Origin of the sequence: Novosphingobium sp. B1, assembly GCF_900176395.1 — a bacterium.
GTDB lineage: Bacteria > Pseudomonadota > Alphaproteobacteria > Sphingomonadales > Sphingomonadaceae > Novosphingobium.
Genome location: NZ_FWXL01000001.1, coordinates 610,788 through 631,894, shown reverse-complemented (window position 1 = coordinate 631,894; position 21,107 = coordinate 610,788). Strand labels below are relative to the sequence as shown.

Sequence of the window (21,107 nt, the reverse complement as noted above, 5' to 3'; positions counted from 1 at the left end):
AATGCGTAAAATCCAGATTGTCGAGGTCGGACCTCGTGACGGTTTCCAACCGATAAAGGACTTCATTCCGACCGAGCAAAAGTTCGAATTCATCGATCGCCTCTATGCAGCAGGCCTCAGGCGGATGGAGGCGGGCGCCTTTGTCAGTACCAGCGCGGTTCCGCAGATGGCCGACGCGCCCGAAATTCTCGCGCACTGCGCCAGATACGCCGATCTTGATGTCCAGATGCTGGTTCCTACCGGGCGTCAAGCCGAGCGGGCGCTCCAGGCCGGTGCCGGGCATATTGCCTTCGTGATGTCCGCATCGCCGGCGCACAACCAGAGCAATGTGCGTCGTACTCCAGAAGAATCGGTCGAGGAGTTTGCGCTGCTGGTCAGCGAATTGCCGTCCGAAGTGAAGGTCAGGATCAATTTGGCCACATCCTTCGACTGTCCCTTTGACGGGCCGGTAGCACAGGACGCGGTTCTGCAAATCCTCGCGCGATTGTCGGAGATTACACCTGCAGCCGAAATCGCCCTTTGCGACACGACCGGGCGGGTCACCCCAGACAGGGTCTCTGCATTGTTTGCCCGCGCGGTCTCCGAAATCCCGCAAGTCGGCGGATGGGCTTTCCATGGTCACGATACATATGGACTGGGGGTGGCGAATGCACTCGCGGCTATGGGGGAAGGTGTGACGGTGATCGATTCAGCGTTCGCCGGCCTCGGCGGCTGTCCATTCGCTCCGGGAGCAACCGGAAATGTTGCAACCGAGGATCTCGTCTGGACGCTAGATGCGATGGGGGTCGAAACCGGGATTGATCTTGATCGCCTATTGACTGCATCATTGCAGGCCGAGCGCATACCGGGCGCGGCTACCGGTGGGCGAGTGCGCAATGCCCTGCGCGCAAAATTGACGGAGGCGGTGTGATGCCGCCCCGGACGATGTACGAAAAAATCTGGGATGCTCATGCCATTCTGGAGATGGACGACGGGACGTGGCTTCTTCACATCGACCGGCACCTCGTGAACGAAGTTACTAGCCCCCAGGCATTCGAGGGCTTGCGCATGCAAGACCGGACCGTCGCACATCCTGAGCTGACGATCGCAGTGGCTGACCACAATGTGCCCACCGATAACCGTGACGGACCGATTGAAGACCCGGCCAGCCGGCTCCAGGTCGAAACGCTGGAGCGCAATGTCGAGCAGTTTAAAGTCCCCTACATTCCCTTACGCAGCGCGCGGCAGGGCATCGTGCATGTCGTCGGACCGGAGCTTGGCCTGACCCAACCCGGCATGACTATCGTTTGTGGAGACAGCCATACATCGACCCATGGAGCATTTGGCGCTTTGGCATTCGGGATCGGAACTAGTGAAGTTGAGCACGTACTTGCTACGCAAACCCTGCGTCAGAGGCCGTCAAAAACGATGCTTGTTCGGATCGACAACGCCCTATGCGCGGGTGCCTCGGCAAAGGATCTTGCTCTTCATGTGATCGGTACACTCGGGACCGCAGGCGGCACCGGATACGTCATCGAATATGCCGGAGCTGCTGTCGAAGCGCTCGATATGGCCGGGCGAATGACGTTATGTAATCTCACCATCGAAGCAGGTGCTCGCGCAGGCATGATTGCGCCGGACCGAAAGACTTTTGATTGGTTGCATGGCCGCCCGAATGTTGCGCAAGGTGAAGAATTCGACGCAGCAGTCGAAAGATGGGGTGCGCTGCGATCTGACGCTTCGGCGAAATTCGACAAGACCGTCATCATTGACGCCCGCGATGTGGCGCCCATGGTCACATGGGGAACAAGCCCTGATGCGGTCGTACCTATCAATGGTGTGGTTCCCGATCCTGAAGACTTTCCAGAACAGCAGAAGCCGCAACTACACGCGATGCTCGATTACATGGGTCTCGCGCCGGGACAGGCAATCGAGGGCCTCCCGATAGACGTTGTTTTCATTGGCAGCTGTACGAATGGGCGGCTGGAGGACTTGGCCGCAGCAGCGGAAATCGTGCGTGGAAAAAAGGTCGCCAGCGGCGTGCGCGCCCTGATCGTACCGGGTTCCGGCCAGGTCCGCCTGCAGGCAGAAGATCTGGGACTCGATCTCGTTTTCCTGGAGGCGGGGTTTGAGTGGCGGGAAGCTGGCTGCTCGATGTGCCTTGGCATGAATCCGGATCGACTGGCGCCTGGCGAACGGTGTGCCTCCACCTCGAACCGCAATTTCGAAGGCCGCCAGGGCACCGGCGGACGTACCCATCTTGTCTCGCCCGCGGTCGCGGCCGCAAGTGCGCTGTCGGGCAAGATCGCTGATCCCAGAAAGCTTGAGCGATGACTCGTTTCGAACGCCTTGAAGCGACTGCGGCTCCCATACCGATCGACAATATCGACACCGACAAGATACTTCCCGGAGAGTTTCTGAAGACCGTCGAGCGCAAGGGTCTCGGCCGTGCCCTGTTTGCGAGAATGCGATATCGTGCCGACGGTTCACTCAATCCCGACTTCGTTCTCAACCGTGTGCCATGGGCCAATGCGGGCATTGTCGTGGCAGGGGCAAACTTCGGGTGCGGCTCGAGCAGGGAGCATGCGCCATGGGCCCTGCTGGATTTCGGAATTCGTTGCATCATAGCCGAAAGCTTTGCCGAAATCTTTTACAACAACTGCTTCAAGAATGGCATTTTGCCGATCGTTCTTGCCGTTCCTGAAATATCTGCGCTTCGAGAAACAGTGGCAGATGCTGGGCGGGCGCGGGTACGGGTCGATCTGATTGGTCAGACGGTGACCTACGGCGGCGGTATCGAGCTGCCCTTCGATATCGCCGAAGGACGGAAGCGCGCTTTGATCGAAGGGCGTGACGAGATCGCCGAAACGTTGAGCCTTCGGTCCACCTTGTTGGCCTGGCAGCAGGCCAACTGCCGCGAATTGCCGCCAATATTACTAGGCGTTGAGTAGCCTCTGCGCAGCTGTCCCAATCGCTTGGGACATAGTTTCTGGCGCCGATAGTCTAATTCCTTAATCTATCCAATGCGGGGAGTGTTTGAAATGACCGTCCACGAAACCCAGTCGACAAAGCTAACTCCGCTCATGCTCAACCACGCAGCGTGGGTGACGCATGATGTCGAGGCCACCGCTGACTTCTACATGAACGTCATGGGGATGGACCTCGCGAGTACCGTGGTCGGCAATTCGGTGCCTTCGACCGGCGACGAATTTCCCTACTTTCATATCTTCTTTCGCATGAAGGACGGGTCGACAATTGCGTTCTTCGAAGCTCCGGGACTGCCAGAGCGCCCCGCCGTCTCGCACCCGGCATACGAGATATTCGATCATATCGCGCTTCAGGCTGAGAGTCGGGAGGAAGTCGACGAGTGGTTCGATTGGCTGACGTCAAAGGGCCTGGAGGTTGTAGGACCAACCGATCATGATGGCCTCATCTACAGTGTGTATTTCAAGGATCCGAACGGGATCAGGCTGGAGATCACCTATCCTACCGATCCCGACTGGAACCATCATTCGGAGAAGGGCATCGCGCATCTCAAAGCGTGGAAAGACGGCAAGCAGCGCGCGATCGAGATGGGTTCAGACATCGTCCAATCGATGACGAACGTCATCAACGACATCAAGCGAGCGCGTTGATCGAAAGGGCTATCTAGCTTCGCCGAAGGCCAGTCTGTCGTCGCGAGCCAAGCTAAATTGCTGCCGGTTCTAGGCCGCCGCGCTTACCTGCGAGCCTATCGTCTTGCGAGACGTGATACCGGTGCTCGCGCGGGGCAGCCTCCTGTCTCGATCCCTGTCAGAATTGGACAGCGTAAGATCACTCTCGCGCGTCGATCGGTTTTGCCACTTACTCCAAAGCTCGAGGTACCAGAGAAGAAGCTCGCGCTGTGTTGCGATCTCCAATCGCTGATACGAACGCTTGCGATAGGTCATGACTGTCTCGTCACTGATCTCAAGCTCCAGGCCGATCCCCGTCGTGGTCATGCCGAATATGATACGAGAAGATACCTGCGCCTCCCGCCGAGGCAGTTCGCTTGCGCATTCCTCGATGCAAGCTTCAATTTCCTCAAGCGAGGTGAGCGCCACCGAGACATCGGGTCCATCCCAGGTCAGGTTGATGTGCTTCGCGACGACCGCGAAAATCGAATTGGAAATTGACCGGATCGATGCCACATCCTCTGAGGTGAAGGGACCTTTCTTTGATGTTCGGAGGACACTTAATCCCAAAATGTTGTCACCATTCCGTGCGCAGATCAGAAGTCGGTCCTGAACATGAGGCTCACCATAGACCAGATCTCGTAAGGTCGGGTTTGATAGGTGCTCTACATCGGTCCGAACAACCGCGGCATCCTCGATGCGCAGTTGTTGTCGCGCCTCGTCGAGAGAAGGATCTTTGCGCCACAGGCCCTCCTTCAGGTAGATTTCCACTTGGCGGTGCGCCGTGTCCGAGCCGTCGATACTCACTGCCGTAATTTCTACGAGATCGTCTTTAGTGAGATTAAAGACTGATGCGTGTTCCGCTCCGCAAGTTGCGTTAAGAAGGCGAAGCAGATGGGCGCCGAAAGACTTTTGACCGATCGACATAATCAGTTTCGGAAACTCCGACTCCAATTGCATGAGCTTCGTCTCGGACAATTGGGTCCAAAAAGGCATCTTCTCTCTCCAATTCAGCCGTCAATTCCGGTTCCGTCCCGCGCGCAGGGGACAGCGGCAGACGCGGCTGTTCGGTAAAGCATAGACTTGAAGAGGTTAACGGGCAAGTTTCGCGCGGACCCTGCCTCAAAGTGTGAGGGGATAAAACGAAATGCCGCAGCGCTTCAACCTGGAATTCGAATGGCTTCATCTCGCCTATGACGAGAGCCAAGCCTTCACCGAAACATATGGCTTTGCTGGAAACCAAGGCGCGGTGAACGTCGAAGGAATTTTGATTCGACCGCGCGACCAGTCGAGCGACACGTTGCAGGTCTATATGCATCCCGCTTCGACCCTGCAATTGCTTCCGGTTCCGCGCGAAGCTGCGCATCGCGGCGCGCACGTCCTTTGTGCAGGCAGCCGTTATGCAAGGAACGATACCGCCTGCATTCTCGAAAAGGTTTTGCTCGATCTGGGCGCGTATATCCGGCACGCCAAGGAAGTGCTTGGCTACAAGCATGTGGTGCTCGTCGGATGGAGCGGCGGTGGTTCCCTTTCGCTGTTCTATCAGTCTCAGGCCGAAAATCCTTCCATAACGGGGACGCCTGCCGGGGATCCCATAGACCTCGCAGGGGCGCGGCTGATTCCGGCTGATGCAGTAGTTTTCCAGGCGGCACACAGTTCCCGCGCGCAACTCCTGCTCGATGTCATAGATCCTTCTGTCATCGATGAAGACGATCCTGATACGCGGGACCAGTCGCTGGACATCTACGGAGACCAGGTAAATCCGCCATTCGACACCGCTTTCCTGGAGCGCTACCGGGGCGCGCAACTGGCGCGCGTGCGCAAGATCACGGCTAATGTGAAGGACACGCTCGAACGACTCCGCAATGTTGGAGGAAAAGAGAAGGAGCGTGGTTTCGTCACGCACCGCACCCTTGCAGACCCCCGGTTCCTCGATCCTGCGCTCGACCCCAATGATCGCCCGATCGGATGGTGCTATCTGGGCGATCCCGAAACGGTGAATTCCGGCCCCGTTGGGCTCGCGCGCTTCTCGACCCTACGCAGCTGGCTCTCGCAATGGTCTATCGACGACACCAATGCCGATGGGATCAAATGCGCGGAGCAGATATCCGCTCCATTGCTGCTGATCGAAAACTCGGCTGACGATGCAGTGCCAAGCTATCATTGCCAGTCAGTCTTCAAGGCCGCAGGCACCGTGGACAAGCAGTACCATCGGATCGATGGGGCCACTCACTACTACGTCGGCCAGCCAGATCATTTGGGCAGAGCCATAGACCTTACCGAGGGCTGGTTGGCTGACCGGCGACTTCTGGGGCGGTGAATTGCGCTGTGAGCGCACCAGGTCCGAGCACGACGAATTTGGGAAAGGAACCGACAAAGATGCGCTTCGACGGAAAAACTGTAATGGTCACGGGCGCTGGCAGCGGGATCGGCCAAGAGGCGGCCGCCGCATTCATTGCCGAAGGTGCGACTGTGGCGGGCATAGACTTGTCCGAAGGCGGGTTGACCTCAACCGGCAATATGCTGGGAGATGGCGAGCGTAGGTTTCATCCCATCGTCGCGGATGTTGGCGACGAGAACTCGGTTCGTTCAGCCGTCAAGGAAGCTCATTCCATCAACGGCCGCCTCGACATAGCCTTCAACAATGCTGGTATCACCCAGTCTTCCAGCCTGGCCGCCGACATCCCCGTGGACGAATTCGAGCGGGTGTTACGGATCAACGTGATGGGCGTGTGGCTCTGTATGCGCGAACAGATCCGATTGATGCTGCAGCAGGATTCTGGCGGTGCGATCGTCAATACCGCATCGTTCCTGAGCGTCCACTCGATGGCGATGCAAACCGCCTACGTGGCCAGCAAGGCGGCTGTCCTAGGCATGTCCAAGAACGCTGCCATCGAATATGCCGAGCAGAACATTCGTATCAATTGCGTTGCTCCAGGTGGGACACCCACGGGCATGATGAAGCAGAGCCTCTCCGGTCTCGATGCCGATGCGGAGGTTGCTGCACGCCAGGCGATTGCGGACATGCACCCGATGAAGCGGCTCGCGACGACGCGTGATATCGCGAATGCTGTCATGTTTTTGTCTTCGCAGGAAGCAGCCTTCGTGACCGGCATCTTCCTGCCGGTCGACGGAGGATGGTCGGCGCTCTGACCAGCGTTGTGACGGTCCCCACCATTGGTGACATACGAAGGTTTGGCCAGCCTCTATGTTTAATTGAATACTAAGTGAGGCATCGCTCCGGCGACCGGTTTTCACAGGAAGAGGAGAACTCGAATGGCATCCGATCCATCGGCGCAATCCGGACAATGCCCGTTTTCGCGCATCGAGATCGAGAAGCTCGATGTGTTGCAAAAGGTTTTGCGTTCCAAGGCCGTCGAAGAAGATGCAAACGTCTCCGCAGACAATTACCTCCACCCGGACGAATTGGGGGCCATCAACGTCAAGGCGTTTCAAGAGGGTAACCTTGCCATGAGCAAGGGCGATGCGCACCGCAAGCGTCGCCGGCTCCTAAACCAACTGGTGCGGCCAGAGCAGCTCGTACATTACCGCGAGGAAATCATCCTCCCGGCAGTCCAGCGCTGGATGGGGCGCAAGGCAGAAGAAAATGCCGATGGCACCTTCAGCATCGATTTGGCGGGCGTAGTCGAGCTCATCTTCCTCGAGTTTGCGGCCAAGATCATCGGCATCCAGGGCGTCGAGTCCGAGGAAGGCATGGCGCGTTTGCGCGGCTGTGCGCTGCCCATCTTCGGTGGCCTGAGCGCGGCCCATTTCGAAAATCGCGAAGAAGTGACCAATGCGGGGCTCGAAGCACGGAAGGTATTCGTAGAGGAATTCTACAAGCCGTCACTCGAGTTTGCGAAGAGCCAGCTGGTACAGGTCGAAGCCGGAGATCTGTCTGAAGACGAGGTGCCGCTCAATCTGCTGCACATGATCGCAACCGAAGCAGTCGAGGATTATGCCGACGAAGAAACCGGGGTCAAGGAAGCCATCCTGTTTTTCGTCGCAACCACGGGTACGAGTGCGCAGGCCGTCATGTCTACGGTCGACTATCTCATCGGCTGGTTCGAGGAACATCCCGAGGATCGCCAGCGCATCGAAGACATGGAATTCGTCTCGAATGCGCTCCAGGAAACGCTGCGCTTGCGCGCACCTTTCGTTCCCTATCTTACGCGACTTGCAGTCGACGATGTCGATGTCGACGAGGTCGAGATCAAGGCTGGCGACGAAATCCATGCCTACATTGCGCGTGCAGGGCGGGATTCGGACGTGTTCGGGGGTGACTCAAATCAGTTCAACCCCGACCGGACAATTCCCGAAGGCATCAATCGCTATGGTCTTGCATTTGCCACTGGCCCGCACCAATGCCTGGGCCTGCGCACCGTGCTCGGCAACGACGGCAAGAGCGGCAGCCATTTGCGCATGGTTCAGGGCCTCTTCCGCGCCGGCATCCGGCGCGATCCAGACCGGCAGGTCCAGACTTTGCCGCTGAAGCATTCGGATGATCCACGCGACCAGATCCCGACCTTCGTTTCTTTCCCGGTGATTCTGGACAATTGGAGTAATGTGGCATGAGTAGGGTTGAAGTACTCAAGGCAAGCGAGCTGCCCGTTGGCGAAATGACCAAGGTCGAGGCGGCAGGCCGGACAATCTGCGTCGCGCATCTGGAAGAACACGGGTACCGCGCGATCGACGATCGCTGCACGCACGAAGATGAATCGCTCAGCGAAGGTTACCTTTGCGACGAGAGCGTGGAATGCCCCATGCACAGTTCCCGGTTCAGCTTTCTCACTGGCGAAGTCACCGGCGTGCCGGCCTGGATTCCGGTCCGGACCTATCCGGTCGAGGTCGAAGGTGACAGCGTTTTCCTTATCGTCGAAGAATCGGAAGAAGCGTCGGCATGAATTCCGGGCCCGCCTTTCTCGCGCTTGAATCGATGGGGTCGCGATGCTGACGGCCGATCGATCAATCGTGGCTGACGGGCGGGATGTCTGGTCTGCTGATGCAGGCGCACAAACCCTTGTCGAGGAAGCTGTGACGGTGACTGCGACCGAGCGACCGAAACTGGTAACCATCCTCTACGCGACTGAGACCGGAGCGAGCGAGGACGTGGCAGGTGCGCTCTCGCGCGAAGCCGAGGCCGCCGACCTTACAGTCACGTGTCAGGATGTCGCCGATTTCGATCCAGAGGATCTCGACACACTCGATGTGCTGCTGTTCGTTACAAGCACTACGGGCGAAGGTGAAGTACCCTATACAGCCGAGGAATTTTTCGAAGCGGTCGAAAGCGAAGATTGCCCCGATCTGTCGGGCATTCGCTATTCGGTTCTCGCCCTCGGGGATTCCACCTACGAACAGTTCTGCGAGGCTGGCAAGCGGCTCGACCGCGCGCTGGCTACGGCAGGTGCTGTACGTATCCAGGACCGCGTCGACTGTGATGTCGATTACGAGGATACAGCCGCGCAATGGCGTGGTTCTGTCCTGGCCAAACTCATCGGCGAGGAAGCTGCAAAGCCTGTCGCAGAAGCGGAAATCGCAGGATCGGTCGAGCGATCGCCGCGGTACGAACCGCTTACCGCGTGCGTGACGGAAAACCGGATACTGACAGCGCCGGGATCCACCAAGGCCACCCGGCATATCGCGCTTGAGTTCGTGGACGAACCTCCTGCCTATGCACCGGGCGACGCGCTTGGATTGATCGCGCATAATGATGATGGCGTTGTCGATGCTCTTTTGAAGGCCTTGTCCTTCGATCCGGCAATACAGGTGCCTTCAAACGGGCGAATGATTTCAGTCGCCAGTGCGCTGGCTGAATCCTATGAAATCTGTGCGTTGACGCCGCGCTTCATCGAAGGGTGGTCAAAGCTTGCATCTTCACCTGGGCTCGAAGCGCTGCAATCGGATGATAAGGCGCGGATCGCCTTCATGCATGCCAATCATGTGATCGACGTCATCCGCCAGTACCCCATATCAGGGCTGAGCGCGGAAGAGTTCATTTCGCTTCTCCGGCCGCTACAGCCGAGGCTTTATTCGATCGCATCAAGCCAGCGGGTTACCGCCCGAGAGGTCCACCTCACGGTTGCGCCGGTTGAGTACGAACTGCACGGTGAAGCGCGGCGCGGCGTCGCGACAGGGCAGCTTGTCCTGCGCGCACCCGTCGGCTCGCAGGTTCAAGTATACATTCAACCCAACGAGCATTTTCGGCCGCCTGCACCAACGACACCGATTATCATGATCGGCCCCGGCACCGGGATCGCACCCTTCAGGGGGTTCCTGCAGGAACGATCCTGCGAGACGAATCGCGGCAAGGCTTGGCTGCTGTTTGGTGAGCGGAACCGGGAATTCGACTTTCTCTATCGTGAGGAACTTGAAGGATATCTTTCGGATGGCATTCTGACGCGTCTGGACACGGCATTTTCGCGCGATGGAAGCGAGAAGGTCTACGTGCAGCATCGTATCGCGGAGCACGCCGACGACATCGTAGCCTGGATCGATGCGGGTGCCCACATTTACATCTGCGGCGACGCCGGAATGGCGAACGATGTTCACGATGCCATTGTCCAAGCACTTGCACGAAGCAAGCAGCTGGACGCTGGCGGTGCCGAGAACATCCTCAATACCATGCGCCGTGCAAAGCGATATCAACGCGATGTTTATTGAAGCCTTCAAGTCTTTGGCCAGACCGCTCGTGGTGCAGGGCTGTCCGACCCGTCGAGAACAAAACGCGCAAGGAGTAGAACGATGCCAACAACTTCATCGGTAAAGGTCGACCCAATCACGCCGTTTGGTGTCGAAGTCGACCTTGATCTCAACGATCCGTCAAACGACGAGAAGGTCGCTGACTTGTTCAAGGAACACGGGTTCCTTGTTTTTCGCGAGCAGGAGCTTAGCCAGGACGAACAGAAGCGCGTGATGGCCCGCCTCGGCCCGTTGCTCGAGGATTTCACGACCGTCGGCTACGTTTCGAACACCCGGAAAGATGGGCTGCTGGGCGATTCCGAAGTCTCTTTCCATTCCGACTTCATCTACACTCCGGTCCCGCTGCTTGGCATCTCGCTGCATGGTATCGAAGTGCCGTATGAAGAGACCTGGACCCGGTTCGCCAGCGGCAAGCTGGCACTGGAATCGCTGTCGCAGCAAACGCGCGACCGGCTGCGTGATCTCAAGGGGCTTAACCTTTTTTCTGCGAGCGAGGAAGGTCTGACCGGACGTCAGCGGATTGAGGGCTATCCCGAAGACGCGCCACGCGCCGAACATGACATCATCCATGTCGATCCGATCACGGGTTGGGAAGTGCTCTATGCCACACAGCAGAACACTGCCCTGATCGTCGGTCTCAGCGAGGCGGAGAGCGAGGAACTCATCGGGGAACTGCATGAGCATCTCTACAATGATGACAATATTTATGAGCATCGTTGGCGCAATGGCGACCTCGTGATCTGGTCGAACCAGGCATTCCATCACGCGCGTGGCGGCCTAGTTCCAGGCAAGACCCGGACCTTGCAGCGTGTTTGCATTACCAATGGCCAGTCGAGTGATTACCGGCCACCGATCCCCGATGACCGTCTCCCGGAACACATGCGCAAGTAATCCCGAAAAAAGTCACGGGGCGGGAGAGAGTAATTGAAAAATATCGATTTTGCCGGTCGTGTCGCTCTCGTCACGGGGGGCGGCAGCGGCATCGGGCGGGCTACGGCACTTGGTTTTGCCGAGTGTGGTGCTCGCGTGGCAATTCTTGACCATGATGCGATCATGGCGGAGGAGGCGGCCCAACTCATCGTGGACGGCGGAGGCGAGGCTCTGGTCCTGAAAACCGACGTGAGCGACGAAGCGTCGGTGGCGAATGCCATTGCAACCGTTGTCGAGAAATATGGGCGACTCGATGCCGCTCATAACAATGCCGGTATTTCTCCCGACACAGGCAGCACGGTCGATTGCACACGTGAACTCTGGGATCGGATATTTGCGGTCAATACGACTGGCGTCTGGCTGTGTATGAAGCATGAGATTCAGGCGATGCTGAATTCGGGCGGGGGCGCGATCGTCAACACCGGCTCGGTCTCTTCGCTACGGGCCGCACCCTATATTTCAGCCTATGTCGCCAGCAAACATGCGCTGGTCGGCCTCACAAAGGTGACTGCGCTTGAACATGCCGAGCAAGGCATCCGGGTGAACCTCGTCTGTCCGGGCGTCGTCCGGACTCCGATGCTGGAAAAGAAGGCCGACGAGGGTTTTTTCAGTATCGACGAATATGTGCAGGGCTCGGTCCCGATGAAGCGGGCGGGGGCATCGAACGAGATTGCCTCGGCCGTCGTCTGGGCCTGCTCCGAGCAAGCATCCTACCTCACCGGCGCCATCCTGTCGGTGGACGGGGGAATGGTCATCGCCTGATTGGCACCCAGCTTTTTTGAACACGAACGGAGATTACAATGGCAACGCGCCCGGAATATTTCGATAAATACGAGACCCTGAAGTTCGACAGAACTGATGACGGGGTACTGACTGTGCGCTGGCACAGCAATGATGGTCCCGTACTGTACGGCGCGCAGCATCACCAGGAATGGGCGCCTGCCTTCACGGATATCGGCAATGACCGCGGCAATCGCGTTGTCGTCTTCACAGGCACTGGCGATGTCTTCATCGACCGTCATGGTGAATGGGGCGCCCCGATCACGACACCGCGCGATTTCGACGTTCCGTCTTGGGGCGAGAAGATGATGTTCCGCCGGATGTTCGAGATCGAGGCGCCGATCATCTGTGCCTGCAATGGACCGGCACTGATCCACGGTGAGTTGATGGTCCTAGGAGATATCAATCTCGCTTCGACAACAGCCCGTTTTGCCGACGAAGGACATTTTACTGCAGGTGAAGTCCCCGGCGATGGCGTTCATATTCTTTGGCAGGAGCTGATCGGCATCAACCGCGCGAAATACTTCCTTATGACGGGGCAGCACATCGATGCTCAGGAAGCTCTTCAGCTTGGCGTAGTCAACGAAGTGCTCGAACCCGACCAGCTGATGCCGCGCGCCATGGAGCTGGCGCACCAAATGGCAACTTACGACGACCTGACACTGCGCTACACGCGCCAGTGCTTTGTCGATCGCTGGAAGCAGCTGTTCAACGACCGGGTCGGGGTGGGGTATGGCATGGCGCTGCAGGCGCTCGCGCACCTCGATCGCGGCTGGATGGTCTGGGATAAGAGCAACGAAGGAAGCGATCACTACAAGTCCTTGCGCCGCCTCTATCCCAAGGACCGCGCAGATGCAGGTGAAGGCCGCGAAGCCAATCCGTGAGTCGACTAAGGGGCCGGCGCATCTCCTCTCCATCGTGCCGGCCCCTCATTTCTAAGGATGCATTATGCCGAACTCTGCCAAGAAAGCCTTTGAGACGATCCTTCTCGAGCATCCGACTGATGCTGTCGCGAGGATCGTTCTGAACCGACCGGATACGCGCAACGCGCAGAGCTCGACGATGCTGTATGAATTGAACGAGGCGTTCGATCTGTGCGCGCGCGACGATACTATCAAGGTGATTATCCTTGCGGCGCGGGGACCGCATTTTTCGGCCGGTCATGACCTGGACATGGACGCGTTCATGGCCGGGATGAAGCAATGGGACCCGGTTGGTTCCTGGTGCGGTTTCGGCTGCAGTGGGGCGGAAGGCAGAATGGGCATCGAGAAAGAGATGTTTCTCGGACTGTCCGAGCGTTGGCGCAACATCCCGAAAGTGACCGTCGCGCAAGTTCAGGGGAAGGCCATTTCCGGCGGCTTGATGCTCATCTGGCCTTGCGACTTGATCGTCGCGGCGGACGACGCAATGTTCGCCGACAACACTGCCGCAATTGGCGTCGCAGGAGCTGAATTCTTTCAGCATCCATGGGAATTAGGTATTCGCAAAGCGAAGGAGATGCTGTTCACCAGCGACTTCCTTGACGCCTGCGAGGCGCATCGGCTGGGCATGGTAAACCACGTCGTGCCGCTGGACGAGCTAGAGGCATTTACACTCAATCTGGCACGGAAGATTTCGCTCAAGCCGGCCTTTGCACTCAAGCTTCTCAAGGAAGCGGCAAACGCTGCGCAGGATGCGCAGGGACGTGTGTCTGCGATGAATACCAGCTTTGCGCTGCACCAACTCAGCCACTCACATAACGAACAGGTTTTCGGTCTGCCGATCGATCCGACCGGATTGCCGCCTGCGGTTCGCGAGAAGTTTAAGCGCAATGATGACAGCGAGGAAGGCGCATCGTGATTGCCTTGGGAATTGATTGGAGGACTTGGGAGTGGCGATAATAATGCTCGCAGACATTCCGGCACGCGGCGGTGCAAGACATGGCCGCGACGCCTGGGCAATTCGGCATGGCGACGATGTTATTACATGGGGCGAGTTGGCAGATCGTGCGCTTCGGCGTGCGCATGCACTGCGAAACCGCGGATTGGGTGTCGGCGATCTGGTGACCCTGGCCTTGCCCAATGGATCGCAGATCTATGAGTGGCTGTTTGCACTCTGGCGCATTGGCGCGACACCGCATGTCGTTTCGTATCGTTTGCCCGAATCCGAACTAAGAGCGATCATCGAAGTTGCCAAGTCCGCCATGGTTGTAGCGAGCGACCCTCAGCTGCAGAGTTCGCTCGGAGCGTTCGCCGCCGACTTAGGTATGGATTGTGATGATCTTTCGCCTTTGGAGCCAGTTCTCGCCGACAATTGGAAGGCGATGTCGTCCGGAGGGTCGACCGGGCGCCCGAAGATTATCGTAGCGCCTGGTCCCAACGCTTTCGATGACGAGAAGAAGCCGCCCCTGCGATTCCCGGCCGAGGGACCAATCCTTGCCACAGGGCCAATCTATCACAACATGCCGATGACAACGAACCTTCAGGCCTTGTTCGAAGGTCATCCTGTCATCGGTATGGAGCGTTTCGATCCCGAAGAGGCGCTTCGTCTCATCGACGAACACGCGATAGCCTGGACCAGTTTCGTTCCTACAATGATGATGCGCATTTCGCGCCTTCCGGAAGCGGTCAGGTCGAAATACGATGTGACCTCGCTCAAGACCGTCTGGCACTGGGCCGCGCCGATGCCGGCCGAGCTCAAGCAGGAGTGGATCGACTGGTTGGGCCCGGAAACGATTTGGGAGCTCTATGGCGGCACCGAAGGGATCGTGACGGCAATCCTCAACGGAACGGAATGGCTCGAGCATCGCGGGTCCGTAGGCCGAGCTGTCGGCAGCGAAATAAAGATCGTCGACGACGAGGGTACCGAAGTGCCGCAGGGCGAGATCGGCGAGATTTTCGCGCTGCCTGCAAGCGGAGCCGGGTCCACTTACAGTTATATCGGGGCGGAGCGGAGGACTATTGCCGGAGGCTTTGAAACGATTGGTGACTTCGGATGGATGGACGATGAGGGCTATCTCTACATTGCCGATCGCCGCACCGATATGATCGTGTCAGGCGGGGCCAATGTCTTTCCCGCGGAAGTCGAAGGGGCGCTCATGGCGCACCCGGCTGTAGCTGAAGCTGTCGTGATCGGCCTGCCCGATTCCGACTTGGGCGCACGGGTACATGCGATCGTGCAGGTGGTCGAGGATCTCGAAGCACACGGGCTCGACGAACCCGATAGTGAAACGCTGGTTGCTTTCCTGAGAGAGAGGATTGTGACCTACAAAATCCCTCGAAGTTTCGAATTCACCCGTCAGCGACTGCGCGACGACGCGGGCAAGGTACGCCGACAGCAATTGCGCGAAGATCGACTGACACAGGCCGCAGTTTCCTGATGCCTTCCGGAGCGGGACAAACATTCGAGGAGCTTTCGGCATGAGCCAGGACGCCGTTTTTCAGGCTGACTTTGTGATCGTAGGCGGAGGAAGTGCGGGGGCAGTTCTTGCCAACCGCCTGAGCGAGGATGGTCGGACGCGAGTTCTGCTTCTCGAAGCGGGCGGGAACACCAGCTCCCTGATCGTGCAGATCCCCGCAGGAGTCGTCCAGTTGATCGGCAACAAGCGATATGACTGGACCTATGCGCAGTCTCCCGATCCGACCATCGAGGGGCGCAAGTTCGCCTGGTCCGGAGGCAAGGGCCTGGGTGGAGGCAGCGCCATCAACGGAATGGTTTATGTCCGTGGCACCCGGCGCGATTACGACCGTTGGGAGGAGCTAGGGGCGAAGGGCTGGGGATTTGCGGACGTCTTTCCCTACTTCCTCAGATCGGAAGGCTGGGCTGGGGAGCCCAACCAGGCGCATGGATCGAACGGCCCTCAATCGACCTCACCGATGCGCGATGGATACCATCCACTTACTCATACCTTCCTTGAGGCCTGCAACCTGGCCGGCATGTCGACACTCGACGAATATCAGGACGGTAATCTTGACGGGGTGTTTCTCACGCACGGCTCTCAACGGGACGGGTGGCGGTGCAGCACGGAAAAGGCCTACCTCCGCCCAGCAAAAGGGCGCGCCAATCTGACTGTCCTGACGGGTGCAGAGGCTCGCAAGGTCCTGTTCGACGGGCGCCGGGCCGTGGGCATTTCGTTCGTAAAGGACGGCCAGACTATGAAGGCCAAGGCTTCCCGCGAAGTGATCCTTTCTGCAGGAGCAATGGGCACTCCCGGTTTGCTGATGCGCTCGGGCATCGGTCCTGCCGATCATCTGTCGGATCTGGGGATTGACGTAATCGCCGATCGAGACGGTGTCGGCGCGAACCTGCAGGAGCATCCAGGTGTCGGGCAAAACAAGTTCATCAACCGACATTCGCTTAACAGCCGTATGCGGCCCTGGCACGTGGCCGGCTATACTTTGCGCTACCTGCTGAACCGTACAGGGCCCCTGTCTACGCCGGCCGTACCGGCGATGGGGTTAATTAGAACCGATCCCGATCTGGACGAACCCGATGTGCAGGTGCATTTCATGCCACTCGGATACGATGCTGACCCGAACGCCGAGGCATGGGATTCCAGCGGGTTGCCGAAGGAAAAGATCGTGACGCTCTATGCGTCGGTATGTCATCCCAAAAGTCGGGGGCGCGTGCTTCTCGGGGAAAATGGCGAGCCGAGAGTGGAACATCAGTTCTTCGGCGACCCCGAAGACATGAAAACCCTTGTCGCGGGCTGCCGCTTTGTCGACCGGCTTTATCAAACGAAAGCCATGCAGGAGATCGTCGTCGCGGATCGAAATCCCAATCCGGTCCCGTCGAGTGACGACGAATGGGCCAGCTTCATCCGCAAGCATGTCGCACCTGGCTATCACGCAGTTGGTTCATGCCGCATGGGCGACGATGATAGCGCAGTGGTCGGTCCTGACCTGATGGTCAAAGGCTTCACGGGCATTCGCATCGCCGATGCTTCGATCATGCCGGCCATCACCAGCACAAACACCAATGCGACGGCTATCATGATTGGGGAAAAGGCAGCCGACATCATCAAGGGTGCCGATGCGTCGATTGCGAACAGTCGCGCAGCATAGGAAGGCGAGCCATTCATGAGTGACACTGCATCCCCGCCCATCGTGACGACAATCGAAGACGGGGTGGGAAAGATCACGCTCGCCGCGCCCGACAAAGGCAATCCCCTCAGCATCGAACTGGCCAACGGGCTTCTGCATGCCGTGCAGTCATTCGCGGAAGACGCTTCGGTTCGCTGCGTTCTCCTGACGGGCTCCGGCCGTTTCTTCTGCGTGGGCGGCGATATTTCGGCCATGTTGGAGGCCGCAGAAAAGGTGGGCGAGGTCATCGAAACCCTCACCACGTCTTTGCATGCCGCAGTCCAGACCCTGCTTGAAATGGAAAAACCTCTCGTCACTGCCGTGAACGGGCCGGTGGCCGGGGGCGGGCTGGGACTGGCGCTGTGCGGCGACATCGTGCTTTGCGGGCCGAAAGCGCATTTCTCGATGGCCTATACAGGGATCGGCTTCTCGCCCGATGGCGGATCGACCTGGCTTCTGCCGAGGCTGGTGGGTCTTCGGCTCGCGCAGGAAATGGCGCTTACCAACCGCAGGCTTTCCTCCGAAGAGGCAGTAGCATTAGGTCTCGTCACGCGGGTTGTCGACGGCGAGGATCTTGATCTTCAGGCCGAAGCCGTGAAAGTCGCCGCCGCACTGGCGCGCGGCCCGGTTAGCGCAAATGCGGCGACCCGCAGACTGCTCCTCGACAGCTATCGCGCTGACCCGGTGAGCCAGATGAAGCGTGAAGCGGCAAGCGTGAAAGCGCAGGCGACCGGGCCGGAGGGGCGGGAAGGGCTCGCAGCTTTCGTGGAGAAGCGACCCGCAGACTTCTCGCTCCGCCAAGGCGCATGAGTGGCTGACCTTTCTGCCCCTTGCGATTTGAGCGGGCAAACTGCTCTGGTCACTGGCGCGGCCGGTGGCGTGGGGGCCGAGATCGCGGTGTGCCTTGAGCGTGCAGGTGCCCGCGTGTTCGCCACAGATCTGGACAGCGCCCGTCTCGCCGATGTTCGAACTGACCGTGGCGCGGCATGGGATATCCGCGCTCTCGATGTGTCAAACATCGAGGATGTCGGCAGCGTCGTCGGTTCCGTTTGCGAGGAAGCAGGCAAGATCGATATCCTCGTGAACTGCGCCGGCATCTATCGCATGCAGTTTCTACCCGAGATTACCGAACCCGAGTGGGACAGGCTGTTCGCCGTCAATGTGAAAGGCGCTGCGTTCATGACGCAAGCGGTGGCGCAATCCATGACGGCAGCAGGCAGGGGGGGAGTAATTGTCAATGTCGCCTCTGCGGCAGGTCGTCGTGCAACGGCAGGGTCTATTGCTTATTCCGCCAGCAAGGCTGCGGTTATCAGTCTGACCCAAGGCTGTGCAAGCGAACTGGCGGCAAGCCGCATCCGGGTGAATGCGATTGCCCCCGGCGCGGTCGAAACAGAGATGTGGGACCAGGTCCAACGCGATTACGCGGGCAGGCTTCCTGTCGACGGACCGACGGTAAAGGAGATGCAGCTCTCCATGACTCCGATGGGCCGTATCTGTACCGCGGAAGATTGCGCGCGTGCCGTGCTGTTTCTTGCCAGCGACCAGAGCGCATTCGTGACAGGTCAGACCCTCAACGTGGATGGCGGGCTCTGGATGAATTGATGCAGGCAATAGAGTCTGGCAGGTGGAACGATGAAACAGCTTCAAGGACGTAGAGCTCTGGTGACCGGCGCGGCCGATGGAATCGGTCGAGGCATCGCAGAGTGCTTCATCGATCAGGGCGCAGAGGTGCTTGCTGTGGACCTGGACGCGGAAAAGCTGGCTGAGGGTTTCGATGGACGGGCTGGTGTCACCCTTCTCCGAGTGGACGTGTCCGCGGACGATGCGCCGGCAGCTCTGGTCGAGGCTTGCGTCAATGATCTTGGAGGTCTCGATATTCTGGTCAACAACGCCGGCGTTCCCGGCGAACTTGCGCTGCTTGAAGATTGTTCTGACGAGAATTGGCGAAAGGTGTTCGCCGTAAACGTCGATGCTGTCTTCAGGATTTTGCGCGCCTTCGTGCCCTTGCTGCGCCAGGCTGGTCGGCGCGGTCGTATCATCACGAATGCATCGGTCTGCGCCGAGTACGGTCTTCGACTACAGGGTCCCTATGTCGCCTCAAAGCATGCAGTGTCCGGACTGATGAAGGGGTTCGCCATCGAGCTCGGCGATAGCGGCGTGACGGTCAACTGCATCAGTCCGGCAAATACCGTCACCGGCATCACCCGAGACTGGTTCGCACCAGAGGATTCCCCCGAGGGTCGGGCGTATCTGTCGGCGGCAAGCGTGCTGGGACGAAATTCCTATCCAGCCGATCTTGCAGCAGCTGCTCTGTTCCTTGCCGGCGATGGAGGTGCGTATGTGACTGGCCAGGCGGTTACGGTCGATGCCGGGATGACGAGTCGCCTGTCTTCTCTCGATCATTCCAGCCGGATTGGGCAAGACTGATCCGCCACATTTGTCGGCTCTGAAAGATTGACGGGATGGCACTTGGTGATCGCCATATCGTCCGGCCTCAATGACCGAGTGTAATGACCGATCGGTACTCGTGCCTTCGCGCCGGCTACACCCGCAAACAATCTAGGCGATGAAGCTGGCTTCCGTCTTTGACCTTAAGGCCTCCAGATCCACTCCAGGTGCAAGCTCGAGCAGGTGGAACATCTCCGAGCCGCGGCCCTTACGTTCAAAAACGGCCAGGTCGGTGATGAGCATATCCACCACGTCGGCGCCCGTAAGCGGCAGTTCGCAGGTCTTGCGAAATTTTGCCGTGCCGTCCTTCGCAAGATGATCCATGAGGACGATGATCCGGTCGACGCCGGCGACGAGATCCATAGCGCCGCCCATGCCTTTGACCATCTTGCCGGGAATGCTCCAGTTTGCCAGGTCGCCATTCTCAGCGACTTCGAGGGCGCCAAGGATCGACAGATCGACGTGACCACCACGAATAAGGGCGAAACTTTCAGCCGAATTCATGAAGGACGCGCCGGGCAGGGCGGTAACAGTCTGCTTTCCAGCATTGATAAGGTCAGCGTCGACCTCCTCCTCGGTGGGGTAGGGGCCGACACCGAGCATGCCGTTCTCCGACTGAAATGTCACCTCGATCGCCGGATCAATGAAATTTGGTACCAGCGTGGGAACGCCGATGCCGAGGTTGACATAGTCACCATCACTCAGCTCACGCGCCGCACGTTCGGCCATTTGTTCTCTTGTCCAGCCCATGCTTATACTCCCGCCCTGACCGTGCGCTGCTCGATCGGTTTTTCGAACGATTGGCCCGTAAGAATCCGGTCGACGTAAATACCGGGCGTGTGAACCTGATCCGGGTCGATCGTGCCAACCTCGACCAGTTCCTCAACCTCTACCACAGTGATTTTTGCCGCAGTCGCGGCAATCGGATTGAAATTGCGCGCTGTCTTGCGAAACAAAAGGTTGCCTTTTCTGTCGGCCTTCCATGCCTTCACCAGCGCCAAGTCCGCGAAAAGCCCGGTTTCCATCAGGTATCGCTCGCCATTGAAGACACGCTCTTCCTTGCCATCCGCTACTGAGGTCCCAACGCCGGTCTTGGTATAAAAGGCTGGGATGCCGGCGCCTCCGGCGCGAATGCGTTCGGCAAGTGTGCCCTGCGGATTGAATTCCAGCTCGAGCTCCCCAGCTAGATACTGCCGCGCAAACTCCTTGTTTTCGCCGACGTAAGAGCTGATCATTTTACGTATCTGGCGCGTCTGAAGCAGCAGACCAAGTCCGAATTCATCGACACCGGCATTGTTCGAAATGACCGTCAAATCGCGCACATTGCTGTGGCGAAGCGCTTCGATGAGGTTTTCAGGGATCCCGCAAAGGCCAAACCCTCCCGCTACGATGGTCATCCCATCGAACAGCAAGCCGTCCAGCGCGTCTGCGGAGTTCGTCAAGATATGAGGCAAATTCGGTCCCCTGTAATTCGTCGGACGAAGGACCCTAGTCTGGTTTATCTTGCATCACTGTCCCTTCGAAACGGGACGCGGCGCGGTCCCCCCCTAGGGGGATG

At 58.6% G+C, this 21,107-nt stretch carries 21 protein-coding genes; 18 read left to right on the top strand and 3 right to left on the bottom strand.

All coding sequences use genetic code 11. The annotated features are described in order from the left end of the window. Position 1: 1 nt before the first annotated feature. The 4 genes from B9A23_RS02990 to B9A23_RS02975 all read left to right on the top strand — a co-directional run bounded on the left by B9A23_RS02990 (position 2) and on the right by B9A23_RS02975 (position 3,614). Complete coding sequence (locus B9A23_RS02990) at positions 2–910, top strand: hydroxymethylglutaryl-CoA lyase (RefSeq protein ID WP_229660422.1); 909 nt, start codon at positions 2–4, stop codon at positions 908–910. Continuing rightward, positions 910–2,313 (top strand): 3-isopropylmalate dehydratase large subunit, encoded by a 1,404-nt coding sequence (gene leuC / locus B9A23_RS02985; protein ID WP_066762571.1) that lies wholly within the window; start codon positions 910–912, stop codon positions 2,311–2,313. Before B9A23_RS02990 ends, leuC begins: the two co-directional genes overlap by 1 nt. Next, positions 2,310–2,930: a 3-isopropylmalate dehydratase small subunit gene (leuD, locus tag B9A23_RS02980; RefSeq protein ID WP_084277339.1), complete on the top strand. Its 621-nt coding sequence runs from the start codon at positions 2,310–2,312 to the stop codon at positions 2,928–2,930. Before leuC ends, leuD begins: the two co-directional genes overlap by 4 nt. 90 nt (positions 2,931–3,020) lie before the next feature. After that, positions 3,021–3,614, top strand: coding sequence for a VOC family protein (locus tag B9A23_RS02975; protein ID WP_084277338.1), 594 nt, complete (start codon positions 3,021–3,023; stop codon positions 3,612–3,614). A 69-nt stretch (positions 3,615–3,683) separates the two neighbouring features. Here the strand turns inward: B9A23_RS02975 and B9A23_RS02970 are convergent, their stop codons facing one another. Then, positions 3,684–4,610 (bottom strand): helix-turn-helix transcriptional regulator, encoded by a 927-nt coding sequence (locus B9A23_RS02970; RefSeq protein ID WP_176217851.1) that lies wholly within the window; start codon positions 4,608–4,610, stop codon positions 3,684–3,686. A gap of 169 nt (positions 4,611–4,779) precedes the next feature. Here B9A23_RS02970 and B9A23_RS02965 point away from each other — a divergent pair, with 169 nt between their 5' ends. The 14 genes from B9A23_RS02965 to B9A23_RS02900 all read left to right on the top strand — a co-directional run bounded on the left by B9A23_RS02965 (position 4,780) and on the right by B9A23_RS02900 (position 19,528). After that, positions 4,780–5,952: an alpha/beta hydrolase gene (locus B9A23_RS02965; RefSeq protein ID WP_084277336.1), complete on the top strand. Its 1,173-nt coding sequence runs from the start codon at positions 4,780–4,782 to the stop codon at positions 5,950–5,952. A 59-nt stretch (positions 5,953–6,011) separates the two neighbouring features. After that, entirely contained in the window at positions 6,012–6,785 is a 774-nt protein-coding gene (locus tag B9A23_RS02960; RefSeq protein WP_139797288.1) for an SDR family NAD(P)-dependent oxidoreductase, read from the top strand. A gap of 123 nt (positions 6,786–6,908) precedes the next feature. Beyond that, positions 6,909–8,207, top strand: a complete 1,299-nt coding sequence (locus B9A23_RS02955) for a cytochrome P450 (protein WP_084277334.1) — start codon at positions 6,909–6,911, stop codon at positions 8,205–8,207. After that, complete coding sequence (locus tag B9A23_RS02950) at positions 8,204–8,536, top strand: Rieske (2Fe-2S) protein (RefSeq protein WP_084277333.1); 333 nt, start codon at positions 8,204–8,206, stop codon at positions 8,534–8,536. Before B9A23_RS02955 ends, B9A23_RS02950 begins: the two co-directional genes overlap by 4 nt. A 43-nt stretch (positions 8,537–8,579) precedes the next feature. Beyond that, positions 8,580–10,292 carry a diflavin oxidoreductase gene (locus B9A23_RS02945; RefSeq protein WP_084277332.1) on the top strand — a complete coding sequence of 571 codons (1,713 nt, stop codon included), beginning with the start codon at positions 8,580–8,582 and terminating at the stop codon, positions 10,290–10,292. Positions 10,293–10,373: 81 nt separating this feature from the next. Further along, on the top strand, positions 10,374–11,222 hold the full coding sequence (locus B9A23_RS02940; RefSeq protein WP_084277331.1) for a TauD/TfdA dioxygenase family protein: 849 nt from the start codon (positions 10,374–10,376) through the stop codon (positions 11,220–11,222). Positions 11,223–11,255: 33 nt separating this feature from the next. Beyond that, entirely contained in the window at positions 11,256–12,023 is a 768-nt protein-coding gene (locus tag B9A23_RS02935) for an SDR family NAD(P)-dependent oxidoreductase (RefSeq protein WP_217806572.1), read from the top strand. Positions 12,024–12,061: 38 nt separating this feature from the next. Further along, positions 12,062–12,925 carry an enoyl-CoA hydratase/isomerase family protein gene (locus B9A23_RS02930; protein WP_084277330.1) on the top strand — a complete coding sequence of 288 codons (864 nt, stop codon included), beginning with the start codon at positions 12,062–12,064 and terminating at the stop codon, positions 12,923–12,925. Positions 12,926–12,989: 64 nt separating this feature from the next. Next, positions 12,990–13,880: an enoyl-CoA hydratase gene (locus tag B9A23_RS02925; RefSeq protein ID WP_084277329.1), complete on the top strand. Its 891-nt coding sequence runs from the start codon at positions 12,990–12,992 to the stop codon at positions 13,878–13,880. 43 nt (positions 13,881–13,923) lie between these two features. Further along, positions 13,924–15,399: an AMP-binding protein gene (locus B9A23_RS02920; protein WP_084277328.1), complete on the top strand. Its 1,476-nt coding sequence runs from the start codon at positions 13,924–13,926 to the stop codon at positions 15,397–15,399. A 40-nt stretch (positions 15,400–15,439) separates the two neighbouring features. Continuing rightward, a complete protein-coding gene (locus tag B9A23_RS02915; protein ID WP_084277327.1) occupies positions 15,440–17,083 on the top strand; it encodes a GMC family oxidoreductase in 1,644 nt (547 codons plus the stop codon). 15 nt (positions 17,084–17,098) lie between these two features. Further along, complete coding sequence (locus B9A23_RS02910; protein WP_084277326.1) at positions 17,099–17,911, top strand: enoyl-CoA hydratase/isomerase family protein; 813 nt, start codon at positions 17,099–17,101, stop codon at positions 17,909–17,911. Continuing rightward, entirely contained in the window at positions 17,912–18,703 is a 792-nt protein-coding gene (locus B9A23_RS02905) for an SDR family NAD(P)-dependent oxidoreductase (protein ID WP_084277325.1), read from the top strand. Between the two features lie 60 nt (positions 18,704–18,763). Beyond that, positions 18,764–19,528 (top strand): SDR family NAD(P)-dependent oxidoreductase, encoded by a 765-nt coding sequence (locus B9A23_RS02900; protein ID WP_176217850.1) that lies wholly within the window; start codon positions 18,764–18,766, stop codon positions 19,526–19,528. A gap of 132 nt (positions 19,529–19,660) precedes the next feature. On the opposite strand, the gene B9A23_RS02895 is transcribed toward B9A23_RS02900, so the two are convergent. Together B9A23_RS02895 and B9A23_RS02890 are read right to left on the bottom strand one after the other, a co-directional pair. Then, on the bottom strand, positions 19,661–20,299 hold the full coding sequence (locus tag B9A23_RS02895) for a 3-oxoacid CoA-transferase subunit B (RefSeq protein ID WP_084277323.1): 639 nt from the start codon (positions 20,297–20,299) through the stop codon (positions 19,661–19,663). 2 nt (positions 20,300–20,301) lie between these two features. After that, complete coding sequence (locus B9A23_RS02890) at positions 20,302–20,991, bottom strand: CoA transferase subunit A (RefSeq protein WP_084277322.1); 690 nt, start codon at positions 20,989–20,991, stop codon at positions 20,302–20,304. Between the last annotated feature and the right edge of the window lie 116 nt (positions 20,992–21,107).

What these genes read in the sequence shown, in the direction of transcription:
- B9A23_RS02955 (WP_084277334.1), top strand. Translation starts at nt 6,909, where the DNA reads ATGGCATCCGATCCATCGGCGCAATCCGGACAATGCCCGTTTTCGCGC.
- B9A23_RS02915 (WP_084277327.1), top strand. Translation starts at nt 15,440, where the DNA reads ATGAGCCAGGACGCCGTTTTTCAGGCTGACTTTGTGATCGTAGGCGGA.
- leuD (WP_084277339.1), top strand. Translation starts at nt 2,310, where the DNA reads ATGACTCGTTTCGAACGCCTTGAAGCGACTGCGGCTCCCATACCGATC.
- B9A23_RS02930 (WP_084277330.1), top strand. Translation starts at nt 12,062, where the DNA reads ATGGCAACGCGCCCGGAATATTTCGATAAATACGAGACCCTGAAGTTC.
- B9A23_RS02950 (WP_084277333.1), top strand. Translation starts at nt 8,204, where the DNA reads ATGAGTAGGGTTGAAGTACTCAAGGCAAGCGAGCTGCCCGTTGGCGAA.
- B9A23_RS02940 (WP_084277331.1), top strand. Translation starts at nt 10,374, where the DNA reads ATGCCAACAACTTCATCGGTAAAGGTCGACCCAATCACGCCGTTTGGT.
- B9A23_RS02975 (WP_084277338.1), top strand. Translation starts at nt 3,021, where the DNA reads ATGACCGTCCACGAAACCCAGTCGACAAAGCTAACTCCGCTCATGCTC.
- B9A23_RS02925 (WP_084277329.1), top strand. Translation starts at nt 12,990, where the DNA reads ATGCCGAACTCTGCCAAGAAAGCCTTTGAGACGATCCTTCTCGAGCAT.
- B9A23_RS02895 (WP_084277323.1), bottom strand. Translation starts at nt 20,299, where the DNA reads ATGGGCTGGACAAGAGAACAAATGGCCGAACGTGCGGCGCGTGAGCTG.
- B9A23_RS02960 (WP_139797288.1), top strand. Translation starts at nt 6,012, where the DNA reads ATGCGCTTCGACGGAAAAACTGTAATGGTCACGGGCGCTGGCAGCGGG.
- B9A23_RS02945 (WP_084277332.1), top strand. Translation starts at nt 8,580, where the DNA reads ATGCTGACGGCCGATCGATCAATCGTGGCTGACGGGCGGGATGTCTGG.
- B9A23_RS02990 (WP_229660422.1), top strand. Translation starts at nt 2, where the DNA reads ATGCGTAAAATCCAGATTGTCGAGGTCGGACCTCGTGACGGTTTCCAA.
- B9A23_RS02920 (WP_084277328.1), top strand. Translation starts at nt 13,924, where the DNA reads ATGCTCGCAGACATTCCGGCACGCGGCGGTGCAAGACATGGCCGCGAC.
- leuC (WP_066762571.1), top strand. Translation starts at nt 910, where the DNA reads ATGCCGCCCCGGACGATGTACGAAAAAATCTGGGATGCTCATGCCATT.
- B9A23_RS02910 (WP_084277326.1), top strand. Translation starts at nt 17,099, where the DNA reads ATGAGTGACACTGCATCCCCGCCCATCGTGACGACAATCGAAGACGGG.
- B9A23_RS02965 (WP_084277336.1), top strand. Translation starts at nt 4,780, where the DNA reads ATGCCGCAGCGCTTCAACCTGGAATTCGAATGGCTTCATCTCGCCTAT.